Origin of the sequence: Neisseria sp. P0022.S009 (assembly GCF_051956675.1) — a bacterium.
GTDB lineage: Bacteria > Pseudomonadota > Gammaproteobacteria > Burkholderiales > Neisseriaceae > Neisseria.
Window position 1 is genome coordinate 218,436 of record NZ_JBQCXE010000003.1, and the last position, 15,222, is coordinate 233,657.

The following is a 15,222-nucleotide window of genomic DNA, read 5'->3' on the forward strand; positions in this document are numbered from 1 at the left end:
GTAGCCGACGGGCAGGAATCTGCCCGTCGGCTACAACCTGTTACCGTTACTATAATTTTTGTATTTCTTAGATGATAATGCAATGATATTAAAAATAAAATATTAACAAATGCAATCCGCACTTTACATTTGATAATGAGTTTTAATTAGATTTATATTTTTATTTATATTAATATGCGCCCTATCGGTAACACCCGATACACCTTGCCGCTCGAGACAAAACAGCGGTATCCACCATATCTTTTCTTTAAAAGGAAAAATCATGAAAGTATCACAATTAGCCCTCGCTGTCCTTTTGACTGCAACCTTCAGCTCTGCTTATGCAGTTAATGTGGAAGGTGGTTCAAGCAAACTGAACTTAATCGAACCCAAAACATCCGATTCCCTGCCCTTTGGTTCGGGTGCTGCCGGCATCAAAGTCAGCACAGGCAATGGCTTATCCAATTCTATCAACCTCCAAGCTGGTCCCGCGCAACGCATCCGCACCAAATACGGCAACGCACCCATCAACGGCGGCAATCAGAACGCCAATGTAAACGGTGCGGCCAATCCGAGATACCTCACCCCAGGTGATGTCAATCCCGTATTGGGCTGGTTCAGCTCGAAAAAACTCGGACAAGTTTGGTATGAAAAACGCGCCAACAACACCGAGGTGTTCAGCGTACGCCAAATGGCTGACCCGCTGTTGCCGATTGCACCGAAATTCGGCGGCATGACCTTTGCCAAAGTGCCGACTGCGGCAACCAACGTCTTCTTCGGCGAATGGGCACCGCGCAAAGGCAACAGCAATCAGATTGCCAACAGCACGGATTTGAATATGAACGACGGCAACCGCACGGTTTGGTTCGTGGGTGAGAATCCGACAGCTAATATGCCGAAACTGGTCAATGCGAAATACAATGTATTAGGTATTAACAAGCATACTCCAGGGAAAAATGATTTCTATACCGGCGTACTGACCGCCAACTATGGAACAGGTAAAAATGAACTGGCCGGCACTATTTCCCGCGCCGGAGACAGCATCAATTTTGCCAATACCAAAATCGAAAGCAGCGGTAAATTTGATAACCATAAAAATACCGAGCATATTACCGGACGCTTCTATGGTAGCGGAGCGGAAGCCTTGGCAGGTATCGTGGATCGTGCAGGCGCAGATAAAGACGTAGCCTTCGGCGGCGCGAAAAAATAACCTTGCCTGCTTATGCGATTAGGGAATGCCGGTGTTTTCGGCGTTTGGCCGTCCATTCCCGCAATCAGGAAAACCGCCGTTTTTTAACCGCAGCCGCAGTAGGCATAAATATACTGCGGCTGACCTGTTTTCGAAGTGCCGTGCAAACCTGCATTGCCTTGCGGAATTTCTGTTTTTACTTCTTTCAGACAGCCTCTCCGCCCAAAGGACCCCATCCCATGAAATACCACTTCTGCCTGCTTTTTCTACCGCTCTGTACGGTCTGCCTTGCCGCTCCGTCCAACGATGCCGCAGATGAACGCCGCCGCCTGCTGGATGAGAGCAGCCGCCAAACGCAGCAATATCGAGAAAGTGACTGGCTGGACACGGAACAGGCACACGGGGAAGTGGGAGAAAACGACAGCTACATCATGATAGACGGTACAGTCTACCAAGTCGGCGATACGGCGGAAGAACTGGAAAGTGCGATTTACCACGCCCTCAACGCGCGGCAGTGGCACAAGGTGCGACAGTTTGCCGCCCGCTATGCCAAACTGCCGCAGCACAAACCCGCGCTGATTCATTTGGCCGATGCGCTGCAAAAACGGGCCGAAGGAGATTCTCGCGCGGCGGGGAACAGTTTTCAGACGGCCTTGGAAGCCGAACCCGACAACCCACGCCTGCTGCTCGAAGCGGGGCGGTTTTATGCCGAAGACAACCAAAACAAAGAGTCCGCCGCCGCATTTGAAAAAGTTCTGAAAACAGATATTCCTGCTGAAACCCGCCCCATCGTGGAACACTACCTATCCGAACTGGGCAAACGCCGCCGCTGGCACGGCCAAATCAGCCTCGGCTACGGCTACAATAGCAATGTAAACCAAGGCAACGGCATCAGCCAATGCGTGTGGGAAATCGCGGGCATATGCCTGATGGAGCGCACCCTGCCTGCGCCAACGGATTCGACCTTCTCATCCTATAGCGCAACCGCCGAAAGAACCGTCCCGCTCAAAGGGCATCACGGTGTACAGGTGCGCGGTGTCCTGTACGGCAACCGCTACACGGAAAAAGACAAAGATTCGGCGGCCATGCCGGATTACGGCTATCACAATGGTTCGCTGTATGCGGGATATGCCTATGCCGACGCACGCTCCTCCTTTTCCCTGCTGCCCTATTTCGAATACGACTTCCGCAACCGCCACACCCACTACCGCGCATGGGGTGCGGATGTCAACTGGTCACGCACACTCTCCCCTCGCTGGCGCATTAACTCACATGCCGGAGCAAAAAAGACCGGATACGGCGGACAAAACAAAGATTATTTTGCCGACTATAAGCAATACGAACTAGGCGTAGGGGCAGAATTTTCTTTCACACCCCAAAGCGGCCTGTTCGCCAACTTTGATGCAACACGCAAAGCCTATCCCGAAAAATCTTCTTCCAGCAAGGAATATACGACACGGCTGGGAGTGTATAGTTTTTTTTCAAGCGGTACTTACCTCAACACCATCCTGCTTCACCGCCGCAGTCTTTATGACGCAGCAAGTTTTGTCAGCGACAACAGACGGCGGCGCGACAATCAATACATCATGATAGCCGCTGCAGGCTTTCCTCAGTGGAACCTTAAAGGTGTGTATCCTGAATTTCGTTTCAGACGCTCAATCTCCCATAGCAATACAGTACATTACCGATACCGTCAGAATGAATGGCTACTAAATTTTAAATACCGATTTTAAATTGAGTCATTTAGAAATACGCTAAAACAGTAATAAATATAACCATACTGTTTTACTCGTTTCTATCTCATGCCGTCTGAAAAAAAGCCGATACACCTTTCCGATGTATCGGCTTTCGCTATCTGCTTAACGCTTAATTTCTGCTGGGCAATTCTTTTTCGCTCAATGGTTTGATGTACCAAATATCGCGGCAGTAGTCGGCGATAGAGCGGTCGGATGAGAAGAAGCCCATGTTGGCGATGTTGATCAAGGCTGATTTGCGCCATGCGGATACGTTGCGGTAGTGTTCGTCCGCTTTGTATTGCGCGTCGATGTAGCTGCGGAAATCGGCCATCAGTTGATAGAAGTCGCCGTATGGTTGCAACACGTCGTTGTAGCGGTTTGGCTCTTCCGGAGAGAAAGTGCCTTGGCTGATTTGGTTGACGACGCGGCGCAGGTCGCTGTCTCGTTCGATATAGCTCAACGGGTCGTAACCGTTGCGGCGGATTTCTTCGACTTGCTCGACGGTGTTACCGAAGATAAAGCAGTTGTCCGCGCCGACTTTTTCCAAAATTTCGACGTTCGCGCCGTCCAGCGTACCCATGCAGAGCGCGCCGTTGAGGGCGAATTTCATGTTGCTGGTGCCGGAGGCTTCTGTACCCGCCAGTGAGATTTGTTCGTGCAAATCGGCGGCCGGGATGATGATTTGGGCGAGGCTGACGCTGTAGTTCGGGATGAACACAACTTTAATCAGGTCGCGGATACGGGTGTCGTTGTTGATGACTTTGGCAACGTCGTTAATCAGTCGGATGATTTTCTTCGCCATGTAATAAGCGGATGCGGCTTTACCGGCAAAGATGAACACGCGCGGCTGCCAATCGAAATCCGGGTTTTCCAGGATTTTGTTGTAGCGGTCGACGATGTGCATCACGTTCAACGCTTGACGTTTGTACTCGTGGATACGTTTGATTTGGATGTCGAAAAGTGCATCGGTATTAACCTTGATGCCCAGTTCGGTTTCAATGTATTTGGCAAGGCGCTCTTTGGCGGCTTTTTTCACTGCGCCGAATTCTGCCTGTACGGAGGCATCGTCCACTTTGTCGTTGAGCTTGGTCAGGTTGTCCAAATGCAGGCGCCAGTCTTCGTCGCCCAGATGTTTGTCCAAGAATTTGGTCAGGCCCGGGTTGGCGATGTTGATCCAGCGGCGCGGGGTGACGCCGTTGGTTACGTTGGTAAAGCGTTCTGGGAATATTTTGGCAAAGTCGGCGAAGATGGATGTGGTCATCAAATCGGAGTGGATTTTGGCCACGCCGTTGACTTTGTGCGAACCGATCACGGCAAGCCATGCCATGCGGACGCGACGGCCGTGGGTTTCGTCAATGATGGATACGCGGCGGACAAAGTCGTCGTCGAAGTTGCCGATGGCGCGTAAGGCATTGAGGAAGTAGGCGTTGATTTCAAAGATGATGTCCAAGTGGCGCGGCAGCAGACGGCCCATCAGGTCAACCTGCCAAGTTTCCAAGGCTTCGCTCATCAATGTGTGGTTGGTGTAAGAGAAAATCTTACAGCACATATTCCATGCTTCAGTCCATTCAATGCCTTCTTCGTCAATCAGGATGCGCATCAATTCTGGAATGGCGAGTACCGGGTGGGTGTCGTTCAAGTGGATGGCAACTTCGTCCGCCAGCGTACGGATGCTTGGGAAACGGCATTTGTGGCGTGCAACAATATCTTGAACGGACGCGGAAACCAAGAAGTATTCTTGCTTCAGGCGCAATTCGCGGCCGGAATCGGTAGAGTCGTTCGGATAGAGGACGCGCGAGATGTTTTCGTCGCTGTTTTGTGCGCGAACGGCAGAGGCATAGTCACCTCGGTTGAAGTCGGCAAGGTCGAACAGGTTGCCTGCGTGCGCAGTCCACAAGCGCAATGGGTTGGCACATTCGCCGCCATAGCCCGGAATAATTTCATCGTATGCCCAAGCTGAGATTTCTTCGCTCGGCTGCCATTCTTTTTTGTTGCCCAAGTTCAATACTTGGCCGCCGAAACGGACGGAATATTGTTTGTTCGGACGGGCAAATTGCCATGCCAAATCTTGGTCGAGCCACAAATCAGGTTTTTCGACTTGTTGGCCGTCCACGATTTCTTGTTTGAACATACCGTATTGGTAACGGATGCCGTAGCCCATGGCAGGAATGCGCAGGGTTGCCAATGAGTCGAGGAAGCAGGCGGCCAGACGGCCCAAACCGCCGTTACCCAAACCCGGATCTTCTTCTTGTTCGCAGACATCGGCAAATTCTTTGCCCAGTTGCTTGAAGGCTTCTTCAAACTCGGCATAAACGCCTTCGTTAATCAGCGCATTGACAAACGCACGGCCGAGCAGGAATTCCATAGACAGGTAATAAACCATGCGTTTGCTGTTGTCGATGTGGGCACGGCGTGTTTTGAGGAAATCCTCGGCAATCAGGTCGCGTGCGGCCAACATGGCGGCGTTGAGCCATTGGTGTGAAGTTGCTTCTTTAGGATCGACGCCCAAGATGAAAATCAACTTGTAAACAATGGACTTGCGGATGGTTTCTGCATCCGGTTTGGGCATAACGTAATCGTAGCCGGAGATGGGGAGTTTTTGCTTAGCCATGGAAGCCTTTCTTTCATTTGAGGCACTTGGACAACGCGCCTGATGGTTTATAGAAACAACGTTATTCAGTTTTCAGACGGCCTGAAGAAGTATAAATGCCGTCTGAAAAATTTATAGGTAGGTTTGTTTCAGGTTTGATACGGATTATAACTGAAAGATTCAACTCCGTATTATTTTTTCTTTATAAAACATTTAATTACAAATTAAACCACTCATCATCTCATCGACATTTCCATTTATGCCATGCAAGCTTCGGCCCAACGGATACAGACAAAATATCAAAGGGTTAACAATATAACGGCTTGGTTTTTCTTTAATTCGTTTTATGTAAAATCCAAATCCCCATGTGTTCGACAACACATTTTCCAGCCTCTTCGTAATTAAATTTCTCAGATGGTACGCAAGAAATTTCCCAATTGCCTTGAGGCAGGTTAAATAACTGACGACTACGTTTGGCATTGACCAACAGCAGCCACTCGTCGTCCAAAACAACCTGAATCGCCTTGCTGCCCCTGTTGTGCCAACAATATTCGGTCATCGGGCTGCTATCGGCATTGAGCCATTGCACACGCTCTTTTTCCCACCAGCAATCATCTGTCAGCAGCTTGATTCGGCTGCGTACGCGTATCAGCGCTTGAGTGTAATTTTGCAACTCATGAGGCTCATTTTGCCAATCCAACCATGTAATCGGATTATCTTGGCAGTAGCTGTTGTTGTTGCCTTGCTGACTGTTGCCGAACTCATCGCCCGCCAAAAGCATGGGCGTACCGTTGGATAAAAACAAGGAGGCAAGCAGCGCTTTGGAGGTGTATTCGCGGTTGAGCAACACCTCTTCATCATCGGTTTCGCCTTCTACGCCGTGGTTGTAGCTGATGTTTTCATTATGCCCGTCGCGGTTGTTTTCGCCGTTGGCTTCGTTGTGTTTTTCGTTGTAGCTGACCAAATCACGCAGAGTGAAGCCGTCGTGTGCAGTGATGAAGTTGATGCTAGCGGACGGGTGGCGGCCGCTGTGGTTGAAAATATCGGACGACCCGGCCAAGCGTTCGGCAAATGCGCCCAAATTGCCGCTTTCCCATGACCAAAACGCGCGCATGTCATCACGGAAACGGCCGTTCCATTCGGCAAAAGGTTGCGGGAAATTGCCCAAGTGATAGCCGCCCTCACCGATGTCCCATGCTTCGACAATCAGCTTCAAACCGGCCAAAACCGGATCTTGATACAGGACTTGGAAAAAACGGCCGTACGATTGGAAATCGGGCTCGCGTCCCAATACGGTTCCCAAATCGAAACGAAAGCCGTCGACATGAAACTCTTCCGCCCAATAGCGCAGGCTGTCTGCCGCCCAACGGGTAACATCGCGCCGGACAATATTGAGCGTATTGCCGCAACCCGACCAGTTTTCATAATTGCCGTAAGGGGTGTGCCAATACCATAAGGTGTTATCGATACCGCGCTGACACAGCATCGGGCCTTTGTCATCCTGCTCGGCCGTGTGGTTGTACACGACATCCAAAATCACTTCCAAACCTGCCTGATGCAGGGCTTTGACCGCTTGTTTAAACTCCGCCGCCGCACGTTCGGGATTGTCGGCATAAGACGGCTCGACGGCAAAATGGGAATAAGTGTTGTAGCCCCAATAATTACTCAAGCTCATCTGCTGAAGATGGTATTCATCCAGATGAAAATGAATCGGCAGCAGCTCGACCGTCGTTACCCCCAATTCTTGCAAATAGACCAAAACCCGTTTATCGCACAAGGCTTTATAAGTGCCTGCATACTTCAAATCAGGGAATTGCTTGGTCAACCCTTTGACATGGGCTTCATAAATAACGGTTTTGCCCCACGGTATTTCCGGACGGCAATCTTTGGCCCAATTAAATCGGCTGCGTCCGACCACGACGCTTTTTGGCGCAACGGCGGCATTGTCGCGTTCATCTTCCGGCCTGAACCATGCCATTTCTTCGGTGTTACGGTAGCTTGGTTTGCCGTCAATTTTTTTGGAATACGGGTCAATCAGCAATTTGTTGGGATTGAAACATGAGCCGTATTCTGCGTTTTCACGTCCATACACGCGGAAACCGTATCGCTGCCCTGCCTTAACATCCGGAACAAATCCGTAAAATACCGAACCACGCCGCGAAGGCATCTCCAAACGGGTTTCTTTATCCTTATCAAACAGACACAATTCGACCTTTTCGGCATTGATGGAAAACAAGGTGAAATTCGCGCCCTTGCTTGTCAGGATCGCGCCCATGGGATAAGGCTTGCCTTCCTCGATATGCCATGATTTGGCAGACATAGAATGATTCCTTGGTATGTATTTGGTTTCGTGTCCAATATAAGGCCGTCTGAAAATCTTTCAGACGGCCTTGAGTCATATTGATGTCACTATCTTTAATTTTCAGCTGATTGGGCAGGCAGGATGCCCACCCTCAAAGTTGATTTACGCTTCTTCTTTGACTGCCGCCTGATACAGGTAAACAGTTGCCAACGGCGGTACGGTCACAGACAGGGAATTTGGTTTGCCATGCGACCAAACTTCTTCTGTCTCCACCGTTGCGCCGGCAGAAACGCCGCTGCCTTTGTAATGCAGGTCGTCTGAATTGAGGATTTCGCGGTATTCGCCGGCAGAATTCACACCGAAGCGGTAACCTTCACGCACTACAGGCGTGAAGTTGCTGATGACGATAACGCGGTTGCCTTCGCGGTCGCGGCGTTCGAAGACAAAAACGGAATTATTGCCGTCGTCAGCGACCAGCCATTCAAAGCCTTCCGGCCATTGGTCAAGCTGGTAAAGCGGCGCGGTGTCTTTATAGACATGGTTCAATTCGCGTACGAAGTCTTGTACGCCTTTGTGCCAGCCGCCCTCTTGCTCCAGCAGGAACCAATCCAGCCCTTCGTTGTAGTTCCACTCGCGGCCTTGCGCAAACTCGCTGCCCATAAACAAGAGTTTTTTGCCGGGGAAACCGTACATAAAGCCGTAGTAGGCGCGCAGGTTGGCAAATTGCTGCCAGCAGTCGCCGGGCATCCGTCCAAGCAGCGAGCGTTTGCCGTGTACGACTTCATCGTGTGAAAGCGGCAGGACGAAGTTTTCGCTGTACTGGTACATCATGCCGAAGGTCATTTTGTTGTGGTGGTATTTACGGTTGATGGGGTCTTCCATCATGTAGCGCAAGGTATCGTTCATCCAGCCCATATTCCATTTGAAGCTGAAGTTCAAACCTTCTTGGCGGGTTACATTGGCAAATGAAGTAGATTCTTCGGCAATTTCGGTCGCAGCCGGAACTTCTTCTTTCAACATGGTGTTGGTATCGCGCAGGAAAGCGATGGCTTCAAGGTTTTCATGGCCGCCGTATTGGTTCGGAATCCACTCGCCGTCTTTGCGCGAGTAGTTGCGGTAAATCATGGAGGCGACGGCGTCAACGCGGATACCGTCGAAGCCGAAACGTTCTATCCAATACAGGGCATTGCCTTGCAGGAAGTTTTTCACTTCGTTTCTGCCGAAGTTGTAAATCAGGGTGTTCCAGTCTTGATGGTAGCCTTCGCGCGGATCGGCATGTTCATACAGCGCGGTGCCGTCAAACTTGGCCAGGCCGTGATCATCGGTCGGAAAGTGTCCGACCACCCAGTCGAGGATAACGCTGATGCCTTCGTCGTGCGCGGCTTTAATCAATGCGCGTAATTCTTCCGGCGAACCGAAACGACTGGTTGGCGCATACAAACCGGTTGCCTGATAGCCCCACGATCCGTCAAACGGATATTCGGAAACAGGCAGGAACTCGATATGGGTAAAACCCATGTCTTTGACGTATGCCACCAATTCTTTGGCGAGCTGTTCGTAAGTCAGCCAGAAATTGTTTTCCGGATTGCGCTTCCATGAACCCAAATGCACTTCATAAATGCTGATCGGCGCATCAATGGCATTGGCGCGGGCACGGAAAGCCGGTTCTTCCACTTCGTCAGGCAAACCGCGCACGATAGATGCCGTGGTCGGGCGCAGTTCCGCACCGAAAGCATACGGGTCGGCTTTTTCGCGCACATTGCCGTTGGCATCGCGGATTTCAAATTTGTAGAGGGCGTTGAGTTTGACAGCCGGAATAAAGATGTCCCAAATGCCGTTGTCGCGGTGGAAGCGCATCACATGGCGGCGGCCGTCCCAGTTATTGAACTCGCCGATAACGGAAACGCGTTGCGCATTGGGCGCCCAGACGGCAAAGCGTACGCCCTTCACGCCGTCCAACTCGGCAAAATGCGCGCCTAAAGTCTCATAAGGACGCAGGTGTTTGCCTTCGGCCAACAGCCAGGAATCCATGTCTTGCAAAGCAGAGCTGAAATGATAAGGGTCTTCTTCAATCACTGGCTCGGTGTCTTCGGTGTAACGGATACGCAAAGCGTAATCGGGCGCATCATCGGGCAAGACGGCCACAAAGAAACCGCGTTCATCAATTTTTTCAGACGGCACGATGAGTTCGCCGCTGCGGCGGTTCACGATATCCACGCTTACTGCGCCGGGAATCAAAACGCGTACTACTTCATCGCCCTCTGCAAGGCGGTGTCGTCCCAGATAAGCGAACACATCGCTGTGGGTGGCAAGAAACAGGCTTTCGACCGTATCGCGCTCGATTTGGTCAAGTTCATGATAAGTCTTGATTTGGCTGTTTGTTTTCATGCGTACCTCGTCAATAATGGCAAGTTGGCCGCCCATGAGGCGGTGTTGTAGGAAATCTTCCAAAGAAACCGGCATTTTTTGCGCCCAGTTCGGATAGCCTTCGGTTACACCCGGGACATTCAGATTGTCAATGACACCCAGCAGGTTTTCCAGTTGTACGGCGTAAAGCTTGCTGCGGCTCAATGCGCCGTATTTGTGCAAAGCCGCCAGCAAGGTTTCATCGGCTTTTGCCGGCATTTGTACGTCTGCACCCAGACAGCCAGTTTCTTTCAATTTATCCAGCAAATCGGCTTTATCGTGTTCGCGCTCATCCAAGGCCGTCTGAAAAGCGGCTGCTTCAGGCAAAGTTCCGAGTTTGAACATCGTATCCAAATCTTTGCCTATCCAATACCCTGCCAGTGGCGCAACATCGTGGGTACTGATGACCGTAATCGCCTGTTCGGGGTATTCTTCAGGTAACTGAAAACCGTTCCAGCCCTTGCTGAAATACATGACCTTGTAGGAGAACACTTGATAGCGGTTGAGCAGATAACGTGCTTGATCGGGTACCGTCCCCAAGTCCTCGCCGATAATGACGCAACGGTTGCGCTGACTTTCCAATGCCAAAATGGCAAAAGTCACTTCGGCATCGTAATGTACATATGCGCCGAAATCTGCTGTTTTATCATTTAAAACCCACCACAAACGACACAATGCCATCACATGGTCAATCCGCAACACGCCATACAGACGCATGTTTTCGCGCAACAGATGAGCAAACTTTTCATAGCCCGTATGCTTCAACATCGACGGATTAAGCGGCGGCAAATTCCAATTCTGCCCGGTCGGCCCCAAAGGATCGGGCGGCGCACCGACCGATACGTCCATACAATAATCTTGACGGTTTAACCAAGTGTCCGCACTGCCGCGCGCCACGCCGACTGCCAAATCGCCGTAAATGCCAAGTTTGACACCGTATTCGGCAGCGGCTTGGTTGACTTCGCGCAATTGCTCCGCGCAAAGCCATTGCAGCCACATATAAAAACGGATTTCACGCTCATGACTGCGCGCGAATTTTTCTACTGCTTCGCCATCAGGTTGATGAAATTCAGACGGCCATGACTGCCAACCCACTTGTCCGGGACGGCTGTAATACTGGTCTAAAGCCTCAAACAAACCGAAGCCCTGCAAAGCCTTGCCTTTTTCTAATACAAACGCTTCAAATGCAGCGCGTTCATTTGCCGCAGCTTCGCAAGTATCTTGTTCAAACGCGTTAAACGCCATCTGCAGCGCATCACGCTTGCATGCCCAAACTGCCGTATAAGTCACCGTTTCCGTAACACGCAAAGCGGCAATGCGCTGACGGATTTTCGGTTGTGCCAGCCAGTTTTTCAGTTGCTCGTTATAAGTAAACGCGCCCACTTTCTCAATATCCAAATAAATCGGATTGAGCCATTCGCGCGAAGAAGGGCTATACGGGCTGGCAAAGGCAGGCTTGCTAGTAAACAAAGCGTGCAAAGGATTGATACCGACAAAATCCAGCTTTTTCTCAGCCGCATATTTCATCAGATTCAGCAAATCGGTAAAGTCGCCTATGCCCCAGTTACGCTCGGAACGCAGACTGTACAAATGCATGGTCAAACCATTCATCCGACCGCCATTGGCAAGTAATTTGGGTTGGTAAACCGATTCAGGCGCAACAATCAGGCGTATAAGGCAACATTTGCTGCTAGTCTCAGCCGACAAAGTGTAATAACCGCAAGCCAGTTGGGGCAGCTTAATCCAAAGCGTATCGTTGTCGCCCGGATATAAAGTCAAGTTCTGGCACTCATCCGCCTCATCACTCAATACGACCGCTTCCGCACCATGAAATTCAGACGGCATCTGTAAAGATTCTTCGCCGTTTTCATGCGCAACCATCGTATTCAGATAAAGGCCGTCTGAATCCGGTTTGCTTTTGTTCAAAACAGCAACGATCGATTCCAAAACTTCAGGTTTTGTCGCATGATATGTCCCGTTGATGTCGTGATAGCCTAAATCAATACCGGCCTGTACCGCCTGCTGCTCCAATGTTTCACTCATTGCATTCTGCCTGTTTTACCAATATCTGAATCTTAATACAGATTCTGCCGCACCGTGATATGTAATTCATTGTAGTCTCAAACAAACCCCATATTTCCCCGCTTGATTTGACCTGAGCCAAAATTTCCTATTTATCTGTCTTGTAAAAACTTAAAGGCCGTCTGAAAAGGAGGATTTCATTCCTTTTCAGACGGCCTTTATCATGCTTTAAGCCTGATTAGTGGTGATGATGACCGTGCGGACCGTGTACGTGACCGTGGGCAATTTCTTCCTCGGTCGCATCGCGCACGCCCTCAACAGTCGCTTTGAACAATACTTTCATACCGGCCAAAGGATGGTTGCCGTCCACCACGGCTTTGCCGTCGGCAACATCGGTTACACGATAAATCAATACATCGCCGGTTTCCGGATCATCAGCTTCAAACATCATGCCGACTTCGACTTCAACAGGGAACACGCTGACATCTTCAATGCGCACCAACTCAGGATCTTGTTCGCCGAAAGCATCATCGGGCGACAAAGCCACTTCGACGGTATCGCCTACATTTTTGCCGTGCAACGCTTCTTCCACCAAAGGGAAAATACCGTCATAACCGCCATGCAGGTAAGCAATCGGCTCTTCGGTTTTGTCCAACAGTTGGTTGTTGGCATCGTACATTTCATAATGCAGGGAAACTACGGAATTTTTAACAATAGACATCATGCCGTCCTTAATCAATATTTAAAAGTTACGCTACGGTTATTCTATCACAGCCTCAACCAAACAATCGGCTTGCTTTAATAAATACCCCGTTCAAATGCGACAAAAAGATAAAAGCCTATATAAAAAAGCAAAATCAAATGATTTCAATACGCATAAGTTGCTTTTTCACAACACAAAGTGATTAAATTACAAAAAACTTCCCCAAAGCAAAAACATTCCAAACCCTTAAAACCAATAACAAATAAAACTACACAACCAATTGAATATAATATGTTTTTAAAATCTTCATCAATAATGAATATTTTCAGATGATTTTTCGCGCGCCAATATGATTTACATTATTTTCACTATTTTCGTATTGATTTTAGCCGGCAAACGGTTACGCAACGTTGCATTGACCTATCCCGTGGGGCATAATATTGAAAAATTCAGCAATGAATTTCTACTGTATAGGCCGTTTGACGGCTATTTTTAGTTTAAATCGATTTAAAAAAGGTTCTTAAAAATGAAAAAATCTCTGTTCGCTGCTGCTTTGTTGTCTTTAGCTTTGGCCGCTTGTGGCGGTGCTGATAAAGCTGCTGAAACTGCCGCTTCTGCTGCTTCTGAAGCCGCTGCTTCTGCTACTGAAGCTGCTGCTTCTACTGCTGATGCCGCTGCTTCTACTGCTGATGCCGCTGCTTCTGCCGCTACCGAAGCTGCTGCTTCTGCTACTGAAGCTGCTGCGTCTGCTACTGATGCCGCTGCTTCTGCCGCTTCTGAAGCTGCTAAATAATATTCTTTTGAATATAAAAAAGCAGGATACCATTGCGTATCCTGCTTTTTTACATTCCTCTCACTCCCCTTCCCGACTTTTCCGCCTGACTGCCATGCACCTTCACAACCGTTTTGCAACGTTTCTTTCTGCCTCTGAAATCATCGAAGCCACTCCGGCCTTGTTAAACGACCAACGCCGCCGTTTTACTTCTTCTCCGGATATTGTCTTACAGCCGAACTCTGTCGAAAGCGTGCAGAAAATCATGCGTTTCTGTTTTGAAAACCGCATCCGTGTCACCCCGCAAGGCGGCAATACCGGATTATGCGGCGCGACGGTAACCACCGAAGGCGTACTGCTCAACCTCTCCAAGCTAAACCGCATCCGCGATATCAACCTTGCCGACAACAGCATGACGGTTGAGGCCGGTGTGATTTTGCAAAATGCTCAAAAGGCGGCAGCCGAAGCCGGACGACTGTTTCCGCTCAGCCTTGCCAGCGAGGGCTCTTGCCAAATCGGTGGCAATATCGCCTGTAATGCCGGCGGTTTGAATGTCTTGCGTTACGGCAGCATGCGTGATTTGGTATTGGGTTTGGAAGTTGTTTTACCCAACGGCGAACTGGTTTCCCACCTTCAGCCCCTACACAAAAACACGACCGGCTATGACTTGCGCCATCTTTTTATCGGCAGTGAAGGAACATTAGGCATCATTACCGCCACCACACTCAAACTCTTTGCCCAGCCCAAAACCAAAGCGACCGCATGGGTAGGCCTAGATGATATTGAATCCGCCGTCTCGCTTTTGACCGCTGTGCAAGGCCATTTTGCCGAACGCTTGACCAGTTTCGAGCTGATCAGCCGCTTTGCCCTTGATTTATCTTCGGAATTCAGCCAACTCAAAAAGCCTGCCGATGCGGAATGGCATATTTTGATTGAACTTGCCGACTCCGTTCCCGACGCAGGTTTGGATGAAAAACTTGCCGAATTTCTCTATCAAAACGGATGGGAAAACAGTATCTTGGCTCAATCCGAGCAAGAGCGCTCCGATTTATGGACCTTGCGTGAAAATATTTCCGCCTCCCAACGCAAACTCGGCACCAGCATCAAACACGATATCGCCGTCCCTATCGCCCAAGTAGCCGCTTTTGTCCGCCAATGCGCGCCTGCCTTGGAAACCCGTTTCCCCGGCATACAAATTGTCTGCTTCGGACATTTAGGCGACGGTAGCCTGCATTACAATACATTCCTGCCCAACGTATTGAGCAACGAAGCCTACCAATACGAAGATGCCGTCAATACCATTGTTTATGAAAACATCCTTGCCTGCCACGGTACGATTGCAGCCGAACACGGTGTAGGCATCATCAAAAAACATTGGCTGCCCCGAGTGCGCACACAAGCCGAACTTGCTCTGATGCATGCCATCAAAAATCAGCTTGACCCTTACGGCATTATGAATCCGGGAAAACTCCTTCCTTCTTTGGATTAACCAATACAAAAAGGCCGTCTGAAACATTTCAGAC

The 15,222-nt window shown here is 49.8% G+C and carries 8 protein-coding genes; 4 read left to right on the forward strand and 4 right to left on the reverse strand.

Annotated elements, in window-relative coordinates:
* Nucleotides 1-262: 262 nt before the first annotated feature.
* Nucleotides 263-1,189 carry a Slam-dependent surface lipoprotein gene (locus ACTHUG_RS06160; RefSeq protein ID WP_440385667.1) on the forward strand — a complete coding sequence of 309 codons (927 nt, stop codon included), beginning with the start codon at nucleotides 263-265 and terminating at the stop codon, nucleotides 1,187-1,189.
* A 218-nt stretch (nucleotides 1,190-1,407) separates the two neighbouring features.
* Nucleotides 1,408-2,901 carry a surface lipoprotein assembly modifier gene (locus ACTHUG_RS06165; RefSeq protein ID WP_440385666.1) on the forward strand — a complete coding sequence of 498 codons (1,494 nt, stop codon included), beginning with the start codon at nucleotides 1,408-1,410 and terminating at the stop codon, nucleotides 2,899-2,901.
* A 133-nt stretch (nucleotides 2,902-3,034) separates the two neighbouring features.
* On the opposite strand, the gene ACTHUG_RS06170 is transcribed toward ACTHUG_RS06165, so the two are convergent.
* The 4 genes from ACTHUG_RS06170 to ACTHUG_RS06185 form a co-directional block, all read right to left on the reverse strand.
* Nucleotides 3,035-5,515, reverse strand: a complete 2,481-nt coding sequence (locus tag ACTHUG_RS06170) for a glycogen/starch/alpha-glucan phosphorylase (RefSeq protein WP_440385665.1) — start codon at nucleotides 5,513-5,515, stop codon at nucleotides 3,035-3,037.
* 313 nt (nucleotides 5,516-5,828) lie between these two features.
* Nucleotides 5,829-7,814, reverse strand: a complete 1,986-nt coding sequence (gene glgX / locus ACTHUG_RS06175; protein ID WP_440385664.1) for a glycogen debranching protein GlgX — start codon at nucleotides 7,812-7,814, stop codon at nucleotides 5,829-5,831.
* Nucleotides 7,815-7,958: 144 nt separating this feature from the next.
* Entirely contained in the window at nucleotides 7,959-12,245 is a 4,287-nt protein-coding gene (gene glgB, locus ACTHUG_RS06180) for a 1,4-alpha-glucan branching protein GlgB (protein ID WP_440385663.1), read from the reverse strand.
* Nucleotides 12,246-12,462: 217 nt separating this feature from the next.
* Complete coding sequence (locus ACTHUG_RS06185; protein ID WP_003683125.1) at nucleotides 12,463-12,945, reverse strand: FKBP-type peptidyl-prolyl cis-trans isomerase; 483 nt, start codon at nucleotides 12,943-12,945, stop codon at nucleotides 12,463-12,465.
* Nucleotides 12,946-13,453: 508 nt separating this feature from the next.
* Between ACTHUG_RS06185 and ACTHUG_RS06190 the strand changes: the two genes are divergently transcribed.
* Together ACTHUG_RS06190 and ACTHUG_RS06195 are read left to right on the forward strand one after the other, a co-directional pair.
* On the forward strand, nucleotides 13,454-13,720 hold the full coding sequence (locus tag ACTHUG_RS06190; protein WP_440385662.1) for a hypothetical protein: 267 nt from the start codon (nucleotides 13,454-13,456) through the stop codon (nucleotides 13,718-13,720).
* 94 nt (nucleotides 13,721-13,814) lie between these two features.
* Entirely contained in the window at nucleotides 13,815-15,188 is a 1,374-nt protein-coding gene (locus ACTHUG_RS06195) for an FAD-binding oxidoreductase (protein WP_440385661.1), read from the forward strand.
* Nucleotides 15,189-15,222: the final 34 nt, after the last annotated feature.

What these genes read in the sequence shown, in the direction of transcription:
- ACTHUG_RS06170 (WP_440385665.1), bottom strand. Translation starts at nt 5,515, where the DNA reads ATGGCTAAGCAAAAACTCCCCATCTCCGGCTACGATTACGTTATGCCC.
- glgB (WP_440385663.1), bottom strand. Translation starts at nt 12,245, where the DNA reads ATGAGTGAAACATTGGAGCAGCAGGCGGTACAGGCCGGTATTGATTTA.
- ACTHUG_RS06195 (WP_440385661.1), top strand. Translation starts at nt 13,815, where the DNA reads ATGCACCTTCACAACCGTTTTGCAACGTTTCTTTCTGCCTCTGAAATC.
- glgX (WP_440385664.1), bottom strand. Translation starts at nt 7,814, where the DNA reads ATGTCTGCCAAATCATGGCATATCGAGGAAGGCAAGCCTTATCCCATG.
- ACTHUG_RS06160 (WP_440385667.1), top strand. Translation starts at nt 263, where the DNA reads ATGAAAGTATCACAATTAGCCCTCGCTGTCCTTTTGACTGCAACCTTC.
- ACTHUG_RS06190 (WP_440385662.1), top strand. Translation starts at nt 13,454, where the DNA reads ATGAAAAAATCTCTGTTCGCTGCTGCTTTGTTGTCTTTAGCTTTGGCC.
- ACTHUG_RS06185 (WP_003683125.1), bottom strand. Translation starts at nt 12,945, where the DNA reads ATGTCTATTGTTAAAAATTCCGTAGTTTCCCTGCATTATGAAATGTAC.
- ACTHUG_RS06165 (WP_440385666.1), top strand. Translation starts at nt 1,408, where the DNA reads ATGAAATACCACTTCTGCCTGCTTTTTCTACCGCTCTGTACGGTCTGC.